We start from the raw sequence: 18,251 nt of genomic DNA, 5'->3' as shown, positions 1-18,251 counted from the left end.
ATTACTTGAATTGGTATTCTAAGCTATATGAGTCTTGGCGGTATTAAAAGTTAAGCAGCGCTTTTACACTTGCGGCTTGTTGTTCGGAAAGTTTTTCTGCGGTGGTTCGTGCATCTTCTTGCGCTGACGTAATGGTATTACGGCGGTTATCGTTAATAAACTGCAAAGCGATTCGATTAATTAGCGCCGGCTCTTCTTCTTTAATAAGATCGATAATGCCTTGTAAATTTTTCAATTCAGATTGTAATTTATTAATCAATTGTTGATTTCTTTCATGTTCATCTTCAGTCACACCATCAACAATAGGCTCAGGCTCTAAATGCCAGTTATGAAACTCGGTGGCAATTTTTTTAAAACCCCATACTAGTGACAGCGGACAATGATCAAAAAGGAAGGCCGCATCTTTTAAGTCAACGCGGTTACGAATAAGCCAAACACCATTAATTAACGCTTCTTGGTTAGAATACTCTACTTTATCACCAACGTTTTTTTGTGGTCGTAAAATTACATCACCTTTCGTTTTGGCAACGTTAAAATATCGAATTAGATCTGTGAGTGCTGTGCTTGTCATAAAAACTCCATGTTAATAGAACGTTAATAAGAATAAATTATCGACAATTTAAAAACAATCTATTTCTTATCAGAGTCGTATGGGATTTGCTCCCAAACGACTCTAAACAGTAGTTTTTTTTCCAATTTATGACTGAGTGGCTTGAATTGCTGTAAGCGCTATGGTGTAAATAATGTCATCTACCAGAGCTCCCCGGGACAAATCGTTTACCGGTTTATTCATACCTTGCAGCATTGGACCAATGCTGACTAAATCTGCCGAGCGTTGTACTGCTTTATAGGTTGTATTACCAGTATTAAGGTCTGGGAATACGAATACCGTGGCTTGACCCGCAACTTTAGAGTTAGGAGCTTTTTTCTTCGCCACATTTTCCATTACCGCAGCATCATATTGCAGTGGCCCATCAATAAGTAAATCTGGGCGTTTTTGTTGCGCTATTTTGGTCGCTTGTGCGACTTTTTCAACATCTTGGCCAGCGCCTGAACTCCCCGTTGAATAGCTGATCATCGCCACTTTAGGTTCAATACCAAACGCCGCAGCAGAGTCTGCAGATTGTATGGCGATATCGGCAAGCTGTTCGGCATTAGGGTCTGGGTTAATGGCACAGTCACCGTAAACAAACACCTGATCAGGCAATAACATAAAGAACACAGATGAAACTAATGAGTTGCCTGGCGCTGTTTTAATTAATTGCAATGCCGGTCTAATGGTATTTGCCGTAGTGTTAACTGCGCCGGAAACCAAGCCATCAACTTGACCAAGTTGCAGCATCATAGTGCCTAACACCACATTATCTTTGAGCTCTTCTCTAGCGACTATTTCAGTTAAGCCTTTGTGCTCTCTTAGTTTCATTAATGGTGATACATAGTTTTCAACTATTGATTCTGGTTGGGTGATTAACACGCCTTCCGGTAAAGTAATGCCCTGTTGTTCGGCAATTAACAAAATTTCTTCTTTATTACCGAGTAACTGACAACGTGCAATACCGCGCTCAGCACAGATTGCAGCAGCTTTAATTGTGCGGATGTCATTACCCTCAGGTAGCACGATAAACTTATTCGCTTTTTGCGCCAATGACGTGAGTTTGTGTCTAAACGCAGGCGGCGACAATAATTGCCCTCGAACTTTAGAATCAAGATACAAATCGAGTAAGTCTTGATTTAAATGATCGGCAACATATTGCTTGATCCTATCTTGGCGCTGTATGTCTTCTTCTGGGATCTCAGGATTAAATGCCAGTAAATGACGAGATGTCTCCCATGTATCCCAAGGCACTGATAGTACAGGTAAACCCGTTTTAAAGGCCTGCTGACATAGCTCCATTACACTTTCATTAGGCAGATAACCATTGGTCAATATCAACGCCCCTACTTTTGTACCGTTTAACGCTGATAGACAAGTGGCAATAATAATATCGGTTCGATCACCTGGAGTAACGATTAAACGACCTGGGACTAAATGACTCATGAGGTTGGCAACACTTCGAGCACAAAAGCTAATACTACGTATACGGCGATGCTCCATATCCCCTTCATTTAATACTTTGGCATGCAAATAACTTTTAATTTCAGTTACTCGTGGCGCAACTAAATCCATTTCCCAAGGTACAGCCCCAACTAAATGAAAGTTTCCTTTCTTAAATATAGGTAAATCTTGCCATTGCTCTATATCTTGAGTTTCTTCTTGCTCAAATTCTCTCGGCAGTAAACCGATAACATCTTTATCCGGCGAATTTATTTTATTAATAATACAGCCTTTGATGCGTTTATTTTTCAGACCACCAAAGGTTCTAGCACTTACTTCCAATCTATCTTGAAACTCTTCAGTAGTATCACCATCAGGAGTTGCGACAAAGATTATATCTGCTGACAGAGCTTGCGCTACTTCACTATTAATTTTTGCGGCATATGGCTGCCGAGTAGTTTGGATCAGGCCTTCAATAATAACGATATCATTACCAAAATCTTCACAATTACCGACGATAGTTTCTAGCACAACATCAAGCAAATCATCACCGACTTTTTCTTCAACATAAGATAATGGGATTGAATTTCGATTCACTTCACTAAATTCTGCTTTGGTATTTCGATCATTAGTTAACACGTTACGCGATGGCTGACTGATAGGCTTGAAATAGCCAACATCAACACCGAGTTGTTGCAGTTTGTGATACATACCAAAGGAAGCACTTGTTAAACCCACGCCAAAACCGATTGGCACTAACATTATACGACGTGACATTTATTTGCCCTCTTGCAGTAATTGATAGCTCTGCTCTGCTATCACTAATTCTTCGTTTGTTGGGATCACCAAACATGGTGTTGAGCTAGCCTGTGCGATGTTGCCTGATTTACCAAAGCATATTTCTTGGTTTTTAGCGTCATCAATCACAATATTTAATAATTTAAGACTAGCGACCACTTGTTCACGCACATAGGCCGAGTTTTCACCAATACCGCCGGTAAATACTAACGCATCTAGGTTTGTTAAAGAGGCTGTTAATGATGCTATCGACTTAGCAATTCGATAGCTAAAGATATCCATCGCCAGCGTTGCTTGTGGGTCATTGCTGTCGAATATTGCTTGTTCAATGGTGCGACAATCGTTACTCATTTGCGATACGCCCAACAAACCACTTTCTTTATTTAACATGGCAGAGACTTGCTCAACACTATAATTGAGTTGATCAACAAGATGGAAAATAATACCAGGGTCGATATCGCCACTGCGAGTGCCCATCATTACCCCTGCTAATGGTGTAAAGCCCATAGAACAATCAACACTTTTACCGTCCTTAACGGCAGTAACGCTACAACCGTTGCCTAAGTGAGCGGCGATAACGCTGGTGTTATTAATCTTTTTACCAAGCATTTGAGCAGCTTGATTACTGACATAATAGTGACTGGTACCATGAAAACCATAACTGCGAATGCCATGGTCTTTATATAATACGTAAGGTATGCCATATAAAAATGCTTTTTCCGGCATGGTTTGATGAAAAGCGGTATCAAATACTGCGACTTGAGGTAATCCTGCAAAGGCACGTTCTGCCGCTTCAACACCAATTAAGTTCACCGGGTTGTGTAACGGCGCGAGTTTCGACAACTCTTTAATCGTTTGTTTAACGTCACTATTAATTAAAATTGGTTGTGAATACTTTTCGCCACCATGAACGATGCGGTGACCGACTGCAATAACGTCTTGTTGAAGGTTGTTTTGTTGTAAATAATCAACCAGCGCAGCCACGGCGGTTTGGTGATCAAACGGAGCCGGTAAATCAAATGTTTGTTTTGTGCCATTTGCTTTAAATTTAATGACTGCATCATTTGATAATAATCGTTCACCGATGCCGCTAACGAGCTCTTCGGTAGTTTTAGGGTCGATTAATGAGAATTTAAGTGACGAACTGCCACAATTTATCACCAAAACTATATTTTTATTCATTATGAAACCATTATTTAAATTTATTGATAATTGTTATTAATAACGCTAGCCAATAGTATAGTGGATCTTATTGAAATGATTGATTTAGATTAAAAAAATTTAACATCATTTTTTCAATTGCTCAATTTTCACTCACTTACTATTACTTACTACTGTTTACTTTTGTTTACTCACTGATAAATGATTGATAAGCCCTACTAATTGGGTAATTTTAATATTACTCAACTGCCGATAATCAAAGTACGGGCAGATGATCAACTTTTTTGACTGACATATGGCAAATTCAGCTGTCGCCCAAAATAAACTTATTTCTTTACCTGTACGATCAAAATATTGTTCGCGCAATTTAACCCCGTATGTTTTACCCATAACGATGTGAATCGCCTCAGATTTTAGTTCTTTGTCGGATTCGATTTTATTGCATTCGAAAGAGTTATCAAAAGAACTTGGTTGAAACAACAACGAAACATTACAGTTTGCTTGCAATAACCAGTCATCTCGAAGTTGCTGCCAAGTTGCATATTGTTGCGGCTCTAACTCAAATTGAAGTTTGGCATAAACATTAAATATCTTACGCCAATGATTTGACGTCGAGTCACCGATATCTTTTAACTCGCCCGCTTTAACCGATTCTACTTTTGCTAGCTGTTGGTAGCGACTCAATGGCGGTACATGTTCGCAATATACGTTAAACCTAGCCTGCTCGTCGCCCAGTCCTTGAATTTTAGGATCTCTTTCAATCGTCACTTTGCGTTTACTCATGACAGCAACTTTAACAATTCAGCTTTGCTACCGACATTTAATTTTTTATAAATTCGATATAAATGATTCGATACCGTTGACGGTGATAACTCTAGTTGTTTCGCAGCTTGTTTAAAGGTTAGCCCTTGTTGCAATGTTTGCACTACTTGTTGTTCTCGCACACTTAGTTGGTCGAGTGGCCCCTGCGGCCAAACTTCAACTAAGTAGAGTTCGTCAATGGCTTTAATGTACACATTAAGATGGTGATGAGAAATGGTTTGGTCATTAACGATATCTATCGGCAGTCTACTAAGCCCTTCTTCTCCCCAGCTTTGCTCAACCAGATCGGCAAAAGAATCTTGCATTTGATGATAGTAGCCTTGCTGGTCACAAATCGCTTTATGACTGTGTTTATTCAAGCCTCTTTGATGCTCAAGTTGCATAAACAACGCATGCTTGTCACTGCGTAATAAGTGAAACAATGCCTGCCTATGGATTTGTTTAGCGTTTTGACTAAATGCCTTGTCGCGTTCAAACCGATATAAAGTTAGTAACGTAAATAAACCGGTTCGTTCATCAAGGTGCATCGATGATAATATCCGCTGTATGCCGAAAGGTTTAAAGCATTTGAGGTAAATTTCAGATTGATAAAAGTCGTTGTCTTCTATTAGATCTTTCATATCGATTGGCGAGCCAAGGTTCTTAAGAAGTACGTCAGCCAATGGATTAATCGATAAGTAATCAAGTAATTTTTGAGTAAAGCTTTGATCAATATTAAATAACGTATGATTATGGAAACTCATCGTTTGTTGGTGGCCATTACTCCATAGCGCAGCATCGAATTGAACTTGATTTTGCAATTGAGTAAGTGCCCAATGGCGATACTCTGTCAGCTCTATTTTGCCCGTAGCCGTATAAATATCAGCAATAAATTCAGCAAATTGAGTGTTGTCTATGGTCATTTCAGACATTAGGTAATTTTTACTATAGCTAAGAACGGTGTATTAGCTATGATAATGCTATGACAATAAATTTGTGTAAAGCATATTTCGAATAAACTTAACTACATATACAAATAAATAGAAACGCTAATTCAAAATATCTAACGTGATTAGGTTATCGAAACTGATTAGGAATAATTAAACTATGGCAACTGTGTTACACGACAATTCTTTAGACGCAATTATTATTGGCGCTGGTATTGCAGGGTTAACCTGTGCCATTGAGCTCGTTAAACATAATAAGAAAGTGCTGATCCTCGATGCACAAGCAGAATCTGAAGTTGGCGGATTAGCAAAATGGGCTTTTGGCGGTATGGCATTAGTTGGTACGCCTGAGCAGAAACGAAATAACATTGTCGATAACAGCGACATTGCGTTTAAAGATTGGTGTTCATTTGCCAACTTTGACGATGCAGACTTTTACCCTAAACAATGGGCAAAGCTATATTGCGATAAAAGCTACGACGATGTTTATCGCTATGTAAAAGACGAATTAGGCATTAAGTTTTTACCAGCGGTTAATTGGGTTGAGCGAGGCTTATTCACACCTGGTAATAGTGTTCCGCGCTACCATATTCTTTGGGGGTCATCGCGCGAGTTAGTGATAAAGTCAATGCAAAAACTCACTCCTTATATCAATAAAAACCTAAGTTTTAAATTTGACCACAAAGTCTCGAGTCTGATCCAACAAGACGATAAAATCATTGGCTGTAAAGTTATTCTCGATGATGGCGAACTTGAGTTTAAAGCCGAACAAGTGATTGTTGCTTCCGGCGGGTTTACAGGTAATTTAGAAAAAGTTAAAGAAAACTGGCCAGCGCATTGGTCGCCCGCACCAAAGACTTTGTTAAATGGCACTCACCCTAGTTGTGATGGTTTACTCCATGATGAAGTAAGCAACAACGGCGGCCAAGTTACGCACTTAGATAAAATGTGGAATTATGCTGCCGGTATTCCGCATCCTAAACCTAAATTTAACAAACAAGGGCTAAGTTTGATCCCTTGTAAATCAGCGCTTTGGTTAAATTCTAAAGGCGAAAGGATCGGTCCAGATCCTTTGGTTACCGGCTTTGATACTAATTATTTATGTCAGCGCATGGCCGATCAAGATGATGGTTATGGCTGGCAAGTATTAAACTGGAAAATAGCTAGCAAGGAATTTGCAATTTCAGGCGCAGAGCATAACCCAATGATCCGCGACAAAAAACTCTTTACTCTGCTTAAAGAAACCTTGCTTGGAAATCATCGTTTAGTAAAGCAAATGGAAAACGAAAGTGAGCATTTTATTGTCGCAAATTCGGTGACAGAACTAGTTGATAAAATGAATAAGTTAACCCGAGAAAATAAGGTTGAATCACACGTTCTACAACAAACATTGGATGATTACGACGAAATGCTTATTCGCGGCGACGCACTATTAAATGACGATCAGGTTCGTCGGATCGAACATTGCCGAAAATGGAAAGCGGATAAGCTTAGAACATGTAAGCCACACCCCATTCAAGATAAAAAGCATGGGCCATTGATTGCGATTAATATACGTTTGATCAGCCGTAAAAGCTTAGGTGGTATTCAAACTAATTTAAATTCACAGGTTATTAGCAACGCTAATCAGCCGATAAAAGGCCTTTACGCTATCGGTGAATGCGCCGGATTTGGTGGTGGTGGTGCAAACGGTGAAAAATCATTGGAAGGTACATTTTTATCCGGCTGCATATTAACAGCACGACAAGCAGCTAAACATATAAATCAATAGGGATAGCTAGGAAAGATTATGAAAAAGACAGCAGCATGGTTAACTCGATATGCATTAGAACAAGTTGGCGTTAAATACACTTTTGGTATTCCTGGCGTTCACAATACTGAAATTTATGATGAATTAAACAATTCAGAGATCATAACCCCCTACCTTGTGATGCATGAAGGTCATGGTGGTTTTATGGCTGATGCAATAAGCCGCACCACCGATAGTATTGGGGCAATGGTAATAGTACCAGCTGCAGGCGTCACGCATGCAGCGAGTGGCATTGCTGAAGCATATTTAGATGGTATCCCTATGCTAGTCATTTCTGGCGGCATCCGTAACGATTCGAAATTTAATTATCAATTGCATCAGTTAGACCAGCTTAAACTAGTTGATGGTATAACCAAAGCAGCCTTTAAAGTTGAAAACCATGATCAGATCATTGAAACGATTTATAAAGCGTACGATATTGCCACCTCTGGCGAGCCAGGCCCTGTATTCGTTGAAATTCCTGTAAATTTACAACTTGATAAAGGTGACGCAGGAGAAATACTCCCTTATCAAGCATCCGCATCACTTGGTTTAAGTAGTGAAATTGAAAACCAAATTAATAATGCTGCTGAACTTTTAATTAATGCTAAGAACCCTGTTATCTTTGCTGGTTGGGGCGCAGTTCACGCCAGTGATAATTTACAAGCAATTGCCGAGCATGTTGGCGCCGCAGTATCTACGACTTTGCAAGGTATTAGCGCTTTTCCTGCAAATAACCCACTGCATGCAGGTTTTTGTTTTGGTCCAGCTGCAGCCCCTGCCGCGCAAAATGCATTTAATAATGCCGATTGCGTTCTTGCTATTGGCACTCGCTTTGCAGAAATTGCTACCGGAAGCTTTGGTGGTGAATTACCTGATAATTTAATCCATATCGATATCAACCCTAAAGTGTTTGATTGCAACTTTAAAACTAAAATTAGTGTTGAAGGCGATTCTAAATTAATAACAACAGCCTTATTAGATAGATTAAGACAACAATCTCCAATAGCCGACTCTGCGTCATTAAGAGCATCGATATCAGCAGATAAGAAGCTTCACAAACAATCTTGGTATGATCACGACAGTAAAGACAGAGTTAACCCAGCCTTATTTTTCGATGAGTTAAGAAATCAATTAAGTGATGATGCAAAAATTGTAGTTGACGACGGCAACCACACTTTCTTAAGCGCTGAGTTGATGCCAATACATAAAGCTCGTGGATTTATCTCACCTACTGACTTTAACTGTATGGGTTATGCTACACCAGCAGCCATCTCAACTAAGCTCGCATCGCCTGACAACGATGTTGTGGCGATAGTTGGCGATGGTGCATTTATGATGACTTGTATGGAGCTCGCTACTGCCGTTGCGAACAACATAGGTGCCGTTATTGCAGTGTTTAATGATGGTGAACTTTCACAAATATCCCAAGCTCAACAAATTCCGTATAATCGAAAAACATGCACCGTTTTGCCACAAACTAAATTACAAGGTATCGCTACGGCGACAGGTTGTGAGTATATTCAAATAAATAGTAATGATGAAATTGCCAAAGCTATTTATGATGCTCGTAGTTTAGCTGATCAGGGCAAGCCAGTTATATTAGATATAAAAATTGATTACTCGAAACCAACAGCATTTACTCAGGGGATAGTTAAAACCAACCTTAAACGAATGCCCTTTCCAACTAAAATAAGAATGATTGGTCGAGCGATATATAGAAAAATAACCGATTAAAAGCTCAGTCTGCTAATATAAAAACCAGCGTTATGCTGGTTTTTTATTGCCGAAATTTAACGTTCGAACCCGCCTCTTTCCACTTAAACTACGCCTTAACCCATGCCTTAATCTATGCCTCAAATTAATTACTGTATAAATATTCAGTAAAAACTTGACCTGGTTAAAAAATGAGTATACTGTTTATTCATACAGTAGTTATAAAGAACACCGAAACGGCACTGGAGAATGAACATGATTAACTCAATGACTAACCCAACAATCAATCCTAACAATGCAACTAATGTTAGAAATAACAGAAACTTAGTTGTAACTAAAAAGGTAACGAACGGCTTAACTCATGCATTGAAAAATCCTTGGGTTAAAGTTGAACAAGCTCATTCTTCTTCTTTTTATCGAGATACATTGGCTAAAGTTTGCCTTAAAAATCAACAGCAAAAACGTTGGGTTTTATGTGTAGATGGTGACGATGATGATGTATTGACCCTTGCCGACAACATCGACAAAAGCAAATTTTTACGAGTTCAAGGCCATCATCAACCAGTAGCGTTTGATAAAATTGCCAGAGCACTTCTAAAAGGAAATTGTTCTACCGTAATTTTAAATAACCCGCAGTTAACCGATAGCCAGATTATTATCTTACATTCGTGTGCTAAACAAGGTAATACAGAATGCATTATCGTTAATAAGACGCAACCGAACTTACACTAAAGAACTGACACTAAATTAAGTGCATGTAACCTGATTCGCATCGGTTACATAATTAGACCCTAGCTGCTCCCTAGCATTAGGCAAAGATAACAAAAATATCTCCAGTATTTTGTAGTTCCACCTGCGCTAATTGTTATCTTTGCCGTTTTTTATCTTTCCTTAGTATGTATTGTGTGTGACTTACACATCTTTTCTATCTAATTACTTTATTCTTAACTTGCCATTATTCTTTGTTGAAGACACTTTTCTATAATGACGGAATATTGATACAATCGCACTGTGTTCAATTTAAATCATAATTAAACGCTCAATTAAATCCTCAATTAAACGAAATACTCTAATGAAATGTCCTTGTGGTTCAATTAAAAACTTTGATGCTTGTTGCCAACCAATTATAAATGGCGATAAAGAAGCTGATACTGCTGAGCAATTAATGCGTTCTCGATATAGTGCTTATCAACAAAAAAACGCGGTGTATATTCAGCTAACTTATGCTAAAGAAAAGCAAATCGACAATTCTATAAGCGACATTCAACAATGGATGGATGAAACAACCTGGTGCAAACTAGAGATCATTAGCACTGACAAAAATGTAAATAGCTCAAACAATAAAAATTCTGATATAAAAGCTAGTTATGACTTTGTTGAATTTTGCGCAAACTACTTTGCAAATGACGAATTATGGCAATTACATGAGAACTCTAGATTCATCAAAGAAAATGGACTTTGGCGCTACTTAGATGGTGATATCAAGCAGCATAAACGCCTACAAAAGGTTACGCGTAACTCACCTTGTCCATGCGGAAGCGCCCGTAAATACAAGCGTTGTTGTATGTTAGAAGCTTAAATAAGATTGATAAACAAAAAAGCCAGAGTATAGACTCTGGCTTTTAAATTTTGCTACTTAGAGCGACATATTCACTAACAGTATTGTCCACAATAACTTTTTTATTGATGCTTGATTGGTAACTTCAAAATGAATTTAGCGCCACCTAATGAACTGTCTTCAACTGCGACACTACCGTTATGCCAAAGCATAATTTTACTCACAATTGCCAACCCTAAACCAAAACCGCCAGTGTCTTTACCACGAGATTCATCAAATCTTGAAAACGCGTTAAATATAATTTCTTTAAAATTATCATCTACGCCCTGGCCGTTATCTTCTACAATAATTTCGGCGTTCGTTGCAACCTTTGCAACGCTTACGTTAATAATGCCATCACCGTACTTTATCGCATTGGTAAGCAAGTTACTTACTGCTCGATTAATAAAGTGGGCATCACAATCACAATTCAATGTTTTCAGTTTAGATAAACAATTAATATTTACCGTTTCATTTGAAAACCCTGAGACCTGCTTATCAACCAGTGTTTTAACATCAACGTTGGCAAACGATATGTTTGGCTGTTCACTTTCAAACGCTGCGTATACTAGCAACTCGTTTACTAACGACTCTAACTCATCGACATCCGTAGCAATTTTATCGATATAACGTTGACGGGTTTCATCATCTTGGGCGCCGCGAAGCACCTGCAATGCAAACTTACTGCGAGCTAACGGAGTACGTAGTTCATGAGAAACCGCGTTGGTTAATTCTTTGTGAGCTTCGATTAATGAATTAATACGACCCGACATCATGTTAAAAGTATCTAACATTGGTTTAACGATAACCGAAGAGCCTTTATCAACCTTGGTTTTAAAGTCACCTTGAGCAAATTCCTTGGCAGACTTATTTAACTTATCAAGATCTTTAGAAATCGGCCATATCCATACAAACACACCAATACCTAACAACACCATGATCATTGTACGATATAAGGTTTCTATTCTTGGTCTCGTAGGAGATTCAACTGCACCTAATACCAAGTAACTAGAGCCGTCAGCTGTTGGCATAAATAAGGTTATATATGTATCTTTGTTATAAACAGTTATATCACTGCTGTTATCCACCTTAAAACCTGGAGCAATAGCTTCTGCATTCTCTTTTGGAATAACTTTAAGTGGTAGATTGAAACGTTCTGTCGCGCTTTCCATTCGAGTTGACCATTCCTCTTGAGGAAAGTCAATCAAACGTTCATTAAGCGCTCTAAGGACTGTTTTATAGCCTGTATATGATTCAACGTTTTGTTTAACATTAAAACTCCAATATTGATCTAGTAACCAATTTGAAGCCGCAAAACATACAACAATAAAAAAATACAGGCTAAAAAAGGAGCGACCCAATTGCATTATTTATTCCCATGCATCTGGCACGAATAAATAACCTTGTCCCCAAATAGTTTTAATACGGAACGGTGTCTCGTTACTGTCATGTAACTTTTTACGTAAACGAGAAATGCGTACATCGACGCTTCGGTCCATACCATCGTACTCACGACCAACTACTGCCTTGTAGATGTAGTCACGATTTTGAACTTCACCGGCACGAGTAGCTAGCAGCCATAATAAGTCAAATTCCTGACTTGTAAGCTCAATACTTTCGCCTGCTAACGTCACTTGACGAGAGTTGCGATTTACATGCAGACCACCACAAGTGATTTCTGCTTTCTCACTGCCACCTTTAGGTAATTGACCGCGACGTAATAACGCATTAACACGCGCTAATAAAACACGAGGTTCAACTGGCTTAGCAACGTAATCATCAGCACCAATTTCTAAACCAAGTACTTGGTCAAAGTCCGTGCTTTTTGCAGTAAGCATTAAGATAGGGTTACTAAATGACGGACGTAAGTCACGACAAACGGTAAATCCGTCTTTACCAGGTAACATCACATCGAGAACAATTAAGTCTGGAGAGAAGTTTTCAACAGTTTTAGAAACAGTATCGCCTCTAAACTCTTGTTTAACATGGAAACCTTCACCTACTAGAAAATCCTTGATCAAATCAGATAACTGACGATCATCTTCTACAAGTAATATTTTTTTCAAATTTGGTTTGTTTTCTGACATTTAATATCGCTCCATCTATTAATAACCAACTTAGCTTTTTATTTGTAAGTTACTGTAAAGTTTAGTAGAAAAGTTCACTTCTCGTACATATGTTTATAGTTATAACAAAATAACGTGACAGTTAATAATGTTATTTTACAAACACCTTTACATTAAATTTACACATCAAATCAATATAAAACAATAACTTAGACTAATTTTTTAACATTTTTTTAACAATTCTTGATAACAAATCAATACTCGCGTTTACAGTCAAGTTACAAAACAGCTCAAAAGTACCAAAAAAAGTCTATTGTCATTGCTTAAATTTTAATCTCAGTTACATTTTAGTTAATTGATTTATAAAGACTAAATTAAAAAGTCATTTTTTTTGTTTTTCTTCTGTTACCAACTTCATTTCAGCGATAAAATAGGCCGATAATTTCCCTAGTTTTCAATCTATGACTGAGCTGCAGGCGAGAAAATCGCTTTATACCCTTTTACTAATTGTTTTATTAAGTTGTGCTGGCATTGCCCTGCCTTATCCGATATTAGCGCCATTATTCCTTAATGAAGTAAATGACTTTACGACTTTTGCCAATTTAAACCCTAAATTATTGTTAGGTTTCTTATTAGCAATTTACCCTCTCGGTGTTTTGATAGGTAGCTCATTTATTGGCGCAGCGTCTGATATTTATGGTCGTAAAAAAGTATTAATGATCACCCTAACAATAAGTGCGATAGGTTATTTGTGTTCAGTATGGGCATTGCTCAGTGAAAACTATCTATTGTTTGCCTTAACTCGTTTCATTACTGGCATTAGCGAAGGCAATATTGCTATCGCGAGAGCAATTGCTATCGACCTTTCACCGCCATTAGACAGAACACGAAGTTATTCCTTGGTTAGCGCAACAACGTATGCTGGTTGGCTGGTTGGCCCATTAGTCGGTGGTTTACTCCAGCCTTATGGTAATCATCACGCGTTTGTTGTTGGTGCAATTGCAATGGCTTTGACCATTGTATTGGTTCATTTTTTACTCACAGAAACCAAATCCCCAGCGCAAGTGGTAACATCTAAACTGTCGTTAAGACGTTTAATTTATCAGCAAAACTCGTTTACTTTACTAAAACATCAACCAATCAGACGTTTGTTCTACGTATTCTTATTTTCAACCTTAGCAACAAATGCATTCTATGAATTCTATCCGCTATGGTTAGTAGAGTCGTTTAACTTTGAAGGTCCAGGTATTGGCTTCATCACCGCAATTTTAACGACCGCAATGATACTTTCAAGCGTAAACCTTTTACCTTACTTAAAAAGGCGTGTCGGTAGCGTTAACGCCTGTTTAATTGCCATGACCCTGTTCGCAATTTTCATGCTTTTCCACAACTTGATTAGTGAACAAGGCGTCTGGTATATATATCCACTTATCGGTGTAGTTATTGCTATTTATAACGCTCTATTGTCAGTTTATGCATCGGAAAAGTTTGACCATGAAGACCAAGGTAAGTTGATGGGTTTAATCACCACGACATTCAGCTTGTCTAATATGCTCATGGCGATTGTAGGCAGTTTGATTGCGATATACGGTAGCGTATATGCAATTATGACTGGTGGTATTTTAATGATAGTTGCCGTATTAAGTTTGTATTATGGTTTTGCTGGTCACCCCCGCTTGTCTGAAAATACAAGTCCGAACGATAAAGAAATTAGCGCTGATGACAGGCAACTCAATGATTAGCTTTGGTTGAGCAACTAATTTAGGTTATACAAAAACACATTAATCAAAGATAGTTATTCATCTCTAACCACAGTTTTGCTAGCATTAGCCCATCAAAACTTAGACTGAACAAGAAGAAGATTTATTTATGAAAGTCATTTCGTTTAATATCAATGGCCTACGTGCCCGCCTTCACCAACTGCAAGCGATCATCGATAAGCATCAGCCAGATGTTATTGGCCTGCAAGAAATCAAAGTACATGACGAAGCGTTTCCACTAGCCGATGTTGAAGCCATGGGCTATCACGTATACTTTCACGGCCAAAAGGCACATTACGGTGTAGCCATGCTTTGTAAGAAGGAAGCGATTAGCGTTCAAAAAGGTTTTCCAAGTGACAATGAAGACATGCAAAAGCGCATGATCATGGTAAAAACCACTGATTCGTTAGGAAACGAAGTAACTGTACTTAATGGTTATTTTCCACAAGGCGATAACATAAGTCATGAAACCAAATACCCATATAAGCGCCAATTTTACAAAGATTTGATGGGATATTTAAACGAATATCACACCAATGAAGAGAACGTTATTGTGATGGGTGATATTAACATTTCACCTACAGATTTAGATATCGGAATTGGTGAGCCTAATCGTAAGCGTTGGTTAAAAACCGGTAAATGTAGTTTTCAGCCAGAAGAGAGAGAATGGTTGTCTACACTATTAAACTGGGGCTTTAAAGACACATTTAGAGAGTTACACCCTGACACTACGGAACGTTACTCTTGGTTTGATTATCGTTCGCGTGGTTTTGATGATAACCGTGGATTACGTATTGATGTGGTGTTGGCAACTCCTGCTTTAGCAAAACGCTGTATTGAATCAGACGTTGATTATGAATTGCGAGGTATTGAAAAGCCTTCTGATCATGCGCCAATTTGGTCGACATTTGAATAATTTCATTTATCGATAAAACATCAGTATAGAGAATATAAAATTTATGGATAATCCCCTTTACCTCTGTCCAATCTGTCAGCAACCTTTAAACCTTGCTGATAAAGTTTTTCGTTGTGACAACAATCATAGTTTTGATAAGGCTAAAGAAGGATACGTAAACTTATTACCGGTGCAATTTAAGCACTCCAAAGATCCTGGCGATAACAAACAAATGGTTAACGCCAGAAGACAATTTCTCGAGTCTGATTTCTATCTTCCTTTGAGAAATCGCCTGGTAGAGCTCTATCACTCTTTCGGGGCAAAACCGACTGTGCTCGATGCAGGCTGTGGTGAGGGTTATTATACCAATGGTCATAAGACCGATAACAATCAGGTCTATGGCGTCGATATCGCGAAAAATGCCATCAAAATCGCCGCTAAGAAATATAAAAACTGTGCTTTTAGCGTTGGCTCTATTGCACAACTGCCGTTTTCAGATGGCTTTTTCGATTGGTTATATTCTATTTATGCGCCAATCAAAGCAGAAGAATTTAGTCGACTGCTAAACAATGATGGCTATCTAGTTACAGTGACACCAGGTAAAGATCACTTGTGGGAATTGAAGCAACAAATCTATCAAACACCAAAACAACATAATATTGAAAAATACGATATTGACGGCTTTGAGATGATTGAACAAGAGCATTTAAACTACACGATGCAGTTCAACAATGAACAATCTTTAAGTTTATTGGCGATGACGCCGTTTGCTTTTAAGACCTCTGAATCTCTTTTAGACTATTTACAAAAATGTGAAATATTTTCTTGTCAGGCTGATTTTCTGATCAGAGTCTACAAAAAAGCTGACGCTTAGTTTATATAAGCATTAATTTATAGGTTGCGTCAGCAATTGCAAAAATGCGTATACAAACGCCTACGCAAAAGCTTATACAAACACCTATGTAAACCTCAGATAGAAAGGTAATTAAAAACGTTTTGATTGGTAGCTAATATTTAGTAATTTAGCCAAATCTAGAAACTTAGGTTGACTAACAGCAAGTGATTGCTCAGACATTGGCTCTTGTTGTTTTATTTTCTCAACCCCTTCTCTATACCAACTGGCAAGTGACGGAGGTAATTTCTCTTCCGATTTTTTATACATCATAAATAATGCTTGAACCGGCAGAGTAGCCATAAACAAACCATAGACGATGCCCTGTTTAATTTGTTCTGTGCCTATGGTTAAAATTGGCATTAATAAAGCAACAAGTGCTAACGGTGCACCATATTTAAATAAAAATCGGCTTACGATTACTGCACGGTACTCAGAAAAATAATTGTTTAACTCTGGCTTTTGCGGCCAAAGATCAACATATTCTTTTCCTTGTTTTACTTGCTGTGCTAGTGATTTTTGCATAGTAAAGTCCAATGCCTTATTAAATATTTACCCTATTGACTACAGGTCGTGAATTTGGTCAAACACTTAAGCAGAGTCAATACTATAAAGATAACACAATATCGCGGATTATATAGCCATACAATCGAAAAAAGGTTACAAAATTTGTCATTGTAAACCGACGCTGCTAATCGCTTAAAGAGTGCACTAATCATTATACTACGGTCGTGTTTCGAAAAAGGATCCATTCAAGATCTTTTCAACAATAACTTGTGACTCTATTTTTATATGTTTGAATGGCCCCTAAAAATAACACTTTAATTCACTTTATATGCTAGATAACTAGAAGAAAACTGTTGGAAATATCAGTTTTAACTCTTATAAACATGATTCTTTAAGTGACAGCATATAGTGTATTTATTAACCACAAAGTTGATGCGTCCGTTTTTTGAACTACACCATATTAACATTAAATAACAAAGACTTATAAACATCAACACGGGTTATAAACATAGTTACCCACAACTATTGTGGATAATGTTACAGTTTCTTTTTATTTAAATTTACTGAAATAAGGCACTAAATACTCACTAATCATACAATTATAACGGCTCTATCGTCTTTTCTGGTTTTATAACATCTAATTTTAAAAAGTCGTCACTGGTAACGAACCTGAAACGATCAAGTTATATTCTCTATACAGCCATCATATAGTGCATTGTTATTGATAATTGCATGGTAAATACTGCGTAGCTATACCAAAGTAGGAAGTGCTGCGGTATAGTATTGCTACTCTTAATCTCTTTGAAAGTCAGAGATATGACCAAACAAACATTACAACTTCTTGAACAATATTTTGATATTCATAGTTTTACTCCTGAAACAAAAGTACCTGCAGAGGTATTTGATGCCAGTGTTTACTTTATTAGTAAAACCCATGATGAATTATCAATTGTTGTCCCTGCAGATACGCAACTCGATAGTTTAGAAGTAGAAAGAGAATGGAGAGCACTAGAAGTATTAGGTCCATTAGGATTTTCATTGACAGGCATTTTGTCTAACATCTCCGGGGTATTGGCTCAAAAGAAAATTAGTATTTTTGCGATTTCGACCTTTGATACCGATTATATCCTTGTTAAACAAGACACTGTAACACAAGCAATTAAAGCATTACGAGCAGATGATTATATGATCATTAATGACTAATGTTATTAAGACTCTCAATATCGATTGCGACAACAATTAAAGCAAATACAACAATTATTAAACTTATAAAACATAACAAAGACA

The 18,251-nt window shown here is 37.8% G+C and carries 16 protein-coding genes; 8 read left to right on the top strand and 8 right to left on the bottom strand.

Going from position 1 to position 18,251, the window contains the following annotated elements:
• Positions 1-43: 43 nt before the first annotated feature.
• The 5 genes from LT090_RS07735 to LT090_RS07715 form a co-directional block, all read right to left on the bottom strand.
• Positions 44-571, bottom strand: a complete 528-nt coding sequence (locus tag LT090_RS07735; RefSeq protein WP_068547608.1) for a hypothetical protein — start codon at positions 569-571, stop codon at positions 44-46.
• A gap of 126 nt (positions 572-697) precedes the next feature.
• Complete coding sequence (gene pta / locus LT090_RS07730; protein WP_068547610.1) at positions 698-2,812, bottom strand: phosphate acetyltransferase; 2,115 nt, start codon at positions 2,810-2,812, stop codon at positions 698-700.
• Positions 2,813-4,015 (bottom strand): acetate/propionate family kinase, encoded by a 1,203-nt coding sequence (locus tag LT090_RS07725; RefSeq protein WP_068547612.1) that lies wholly within the window; start codon positions 4,013-4,015, stop codon positions 2,813-2,815.
• Between the two features lie 156 nt (positions 4,016-4,171).
• Entirely contained in the window at positions 4,172-4,777 is a 606-nt protein-coding gene (locus LT090_RS07720; RefSeq protein WP_068547614.1) for a DUF6942 family protein, read from the bottom strand.
• The gene (locus LT090_RS07715; RefSeq protein WP_068547616.1) at positions 4,774-5,727 is read right to left on the bottom strand and encodes a helix-turn-helix domain-containing protein; all 954 of its coding nucleotides are present in this window, start codon (positions 5,725-5,727) and stop codon (positions 4,774-4,776) included. The genes LT090_RS07720 and LT090_RS07715 overlap by 4 nt, the downstream gene beginning before the upstream one ends.
• 175 nt (positions 5,728-5,902) lie before the next feature.
• Here LT090_RS07715 and LT090_RS07710 point away from each other — a divergent pair, with 175 nt between their 5' ends.
• The 4 genes from LT090_RS07710 (at position 5,903) to LT090_RS07695 (ending at position 10,826) form a co-directional block, all read left to right on the top strand.
• The gene (locus LT090_RS07710) at positions 5,903-7,513 is read left to right on the top strand and encodes an FAD-binding dehydrogenase (protein WP_068547618.1); all 1,611 of its coding nucleotides are present in this window, start codon (positions 5,903-5,905) and stop codon (positions 7,511-7,513) included.
• An 18-nt stretch (positions 7,514-7,531) separates the two neighbouring features.
• Positions 7,532-9,268, top strand: coding sequence for a thiamine pyrophosphate-binding protein (locus LT090_RS07705; protein WP_068547620.1), 1,737 nt, complete (start codon positions 7,532-7,534; stop codon positions 9,266-9,268).
• A 234-nt stretch (positions 9,269-9,502) separates the two neighbouring features.
• The gene (locus LT090_RS07700; protein WP_068547622.1) at positions 9,503-9,979 is read left to right on the top strand and encodes a hypothetical protein; all 477 of its coding nucleotides are present in this window, start codon (positions 9,503-9,505) and stop codon (positions 9,977-9,979) included.
• 340 nt (positions 9,980-10,319) lie between these two features.
• Positions 10,320-10,826, top strand: coding sequence for a YchJ family protein (locus tag LT090_RS07695; protein WP_068547624.1), 507 nt, complete (start codon positions 10,320-10,322; stop codon positions 10,824-10,826).
• A 101-nt stretch (positions 10,827-10,927) separates the two neighbouring features.
• On the opposite strand, the gene LT090_RS07690 is transcribed toward LT090_RS07695, so the two are convergent.
• Positions 10,928-12,211, bottom strand: coding sequence for an ATP-binding protein (locus LT090_RS07690; protein WP_068547626.1), 1,284 nt, complete (start codon positions 12,209-12,211; stop codon positions 10,928-10,930).
• Positions 12,212-12,214: 3 nt separating this feature from the next.
• Complete coding sequence (locus LT090_RS07685; RefSeq protein ID WP_068547650.1) at positions 12,215-12,910, bottom strand: winged helix-turn-helix domain-containing protein; 696 nt, start codon at positions 12,908-12,910, stop codon at positions 12,215-12,217.
• A 461-nt stretch (positions 12,911-13,371) separates the two neighbouring features.
• Between LT090_RS07685 and LT090_RS07680 the strand changes: the two genes are divergently transcribed.
• From LT090_RS07680 to rlmA, 3 genes are all read left to right on the top strand, one after another.
• A complete protein-coding gene (locus tag LT090_RS07680) occupies positions 13,372-14,652 on the top strand; it encodes an MFS transporter (protein WP_068547628.1) in 1,281 nt (426 codons plus the stop codon).
• Positions 14,653-14,779: 127 nt separating this feature from the next.
• A complete protein-coding gene (gene xthA / locus LT090_RS07675; RefSeq protein ID WP_068547630.1) occupies positions 14,780-15,586 on the top strand; it encodes an exodeoxyribonuclease III in 807 nt (268 codons plus the stop codon).
• 43 nt (positions 15,587-15,629) lie between these two features.
• On the top strand, positions 15,630-16,439 hold the full coding sequence (gene rlmA, locus LT090_RS07670) for a 23S rRNA (guanine(745)-N(1))-methyltransferase (protein WP_068547631.1): 810 nt from the start codon (positions 15,630-15,632) through the stop codon (positions 16,437-16,439).
• A gap of 111 nt (positions 16,440-16,550) precedes the next feature.
• Here the strand turns inward: rlmA and yfbV are convergent, their stop codons facing one another.
• Complete coding sequence (gene yfbV, locus LT090_RS07665; protein WP_068547632.1) at positions 16,551-16,982, bottom strand: terminus macrodomain insulation protein YfbV; 432 nt, start codon at positions 16,980-16,982, stop codon at positions 16,551-16,553.
• 798 nt (positions 16,983-17,780) lie between these two features.
• Between yfbV and LT090_RS07660 the strand changes: the two genes are divergently transcribed.
• Positions 17,781-18,167, top strand: a complete 387-nt coding sequence (locus LT090_RS07660; protein WP_068547633.1) for an ACT domain-containing protein — start codon at positions 17,781-17,783, stop codon at positions 18,165-18,167.
• The last annotated feature ends 84 nt before the right edge of the window (positions 18,168-18,251 follow it).

It is taken from the genome of Thalassotalea crassostreae, assembly GCF_001831495.1.
In the GTDB taxonomy this organism is placed as follows: domain Bacteria; phylum Pseudomonadota; class Gammaproteobacteria; order Enterobacterales; family Alteromonadaceae; genus Thalassotalea_A; species Thalassotalea_A crassostreae.
Note: the sequence above shows the minus strand (reverse complement) of the source record. Positions and strands in the feature narration are given on the sequence as shown.

Coding starts and splice junctions, on each gene's coding strand:
- yfbV (WP_068547632.1), bottom strand. CDS start 16,982: ATGCAAAAATCACTAGCACAGCAAGTAAAACAAGGAAAAGAATATGTT.
- LT090_RS07660 (WP_068547633.1), top strand. CDS start 17,781: ATGACCAAACAAACATTACAACTTCTTGAACAATATTTTGATATTCAT.
- LT090_RS07710 (WP_068547618.1), top strand. CDS start 5,903: ATGGCAACTGTGTTACACGACAATTCTTTAGACGCAATTATTATTGGC.
- LT090_RS07715 (WP_068547616.1), bottom strand. CDS start 5,727: ATGTCTGAAATGACCATAGACAACACTCAATTTGCTGAATTTATTGCT.
- LT090_RS07695 (WP_068547624.1), top strand. CDS start 10,320: ATGAAATGTCCTTGTGGTTCAATTAAAAACTTTGATGCTTGTTGCCAA.
- LT090_RS07700 (WP_068547622.1), top strand. CDS start 9,503: ATGATTAACTCAATGACTAACCCAACAATCAATCCTAACAATGCAACT.
- LT090_RS07705 (WP_068547620.1), top strand. CDS start 7,532: ATGAAAAAGACAGCAGCATGGTTAACTCGATATGCATTAGAACAAGTT.
- LT090_RS07735 (WP_068547608.1), bottom strand. CDS start 571: ATGACAAGCACAGCACTCACAGATCTAATTCGATATTTTAACGTTGCC.
- LT090_RS07690 (WP_068547626.1), bottom strand. CDS start 12,211: ATGCAATTGGGTCGCTCCTTTTTTAGCCTGTATTTTTTTATTGTTGTA.
- LT090_RS07680 (WP_068547628.1), top strand. CDS start 13,372: ATGACTGAGCTGCAGGCGAGAAAATCGCTTTATACCCTTTTACTAATT.
- pta (WP_068547610.1), bottom strand. CDS start 2,812: ATGTCACGTCGTATAATGTTAGTGCCAATCGGTTTTGGCGTGGGTTTA.
- xthA (WP_068547630.1), top strand. CDS start 14,780: ATGAAAGTCATTTCGTTTAATATCAATGGCCTACGTGCCCGCCTTCAC.
- rlmA (WP_068547631.1), top strand. CDS start 15,630: ATGGATAATCCCCTTTACCTCTGTCCAATCTGTCAGCAACCTTTAAAC.
- LT090_RS07725 (WP_068547612.1), bottom strand. CDS start 4,015: ATGAATAAAAATATAGTTTTGGTGATAAATTGTGGCAGTTCGTCACTT.
- LT090_RS07720 (WP_068547614.1), bottom strand. CDS start 4,777: ATGAGTAAACGCAAAGTGACGATTGAAAGAGATCCTAAAATTCAAGGA.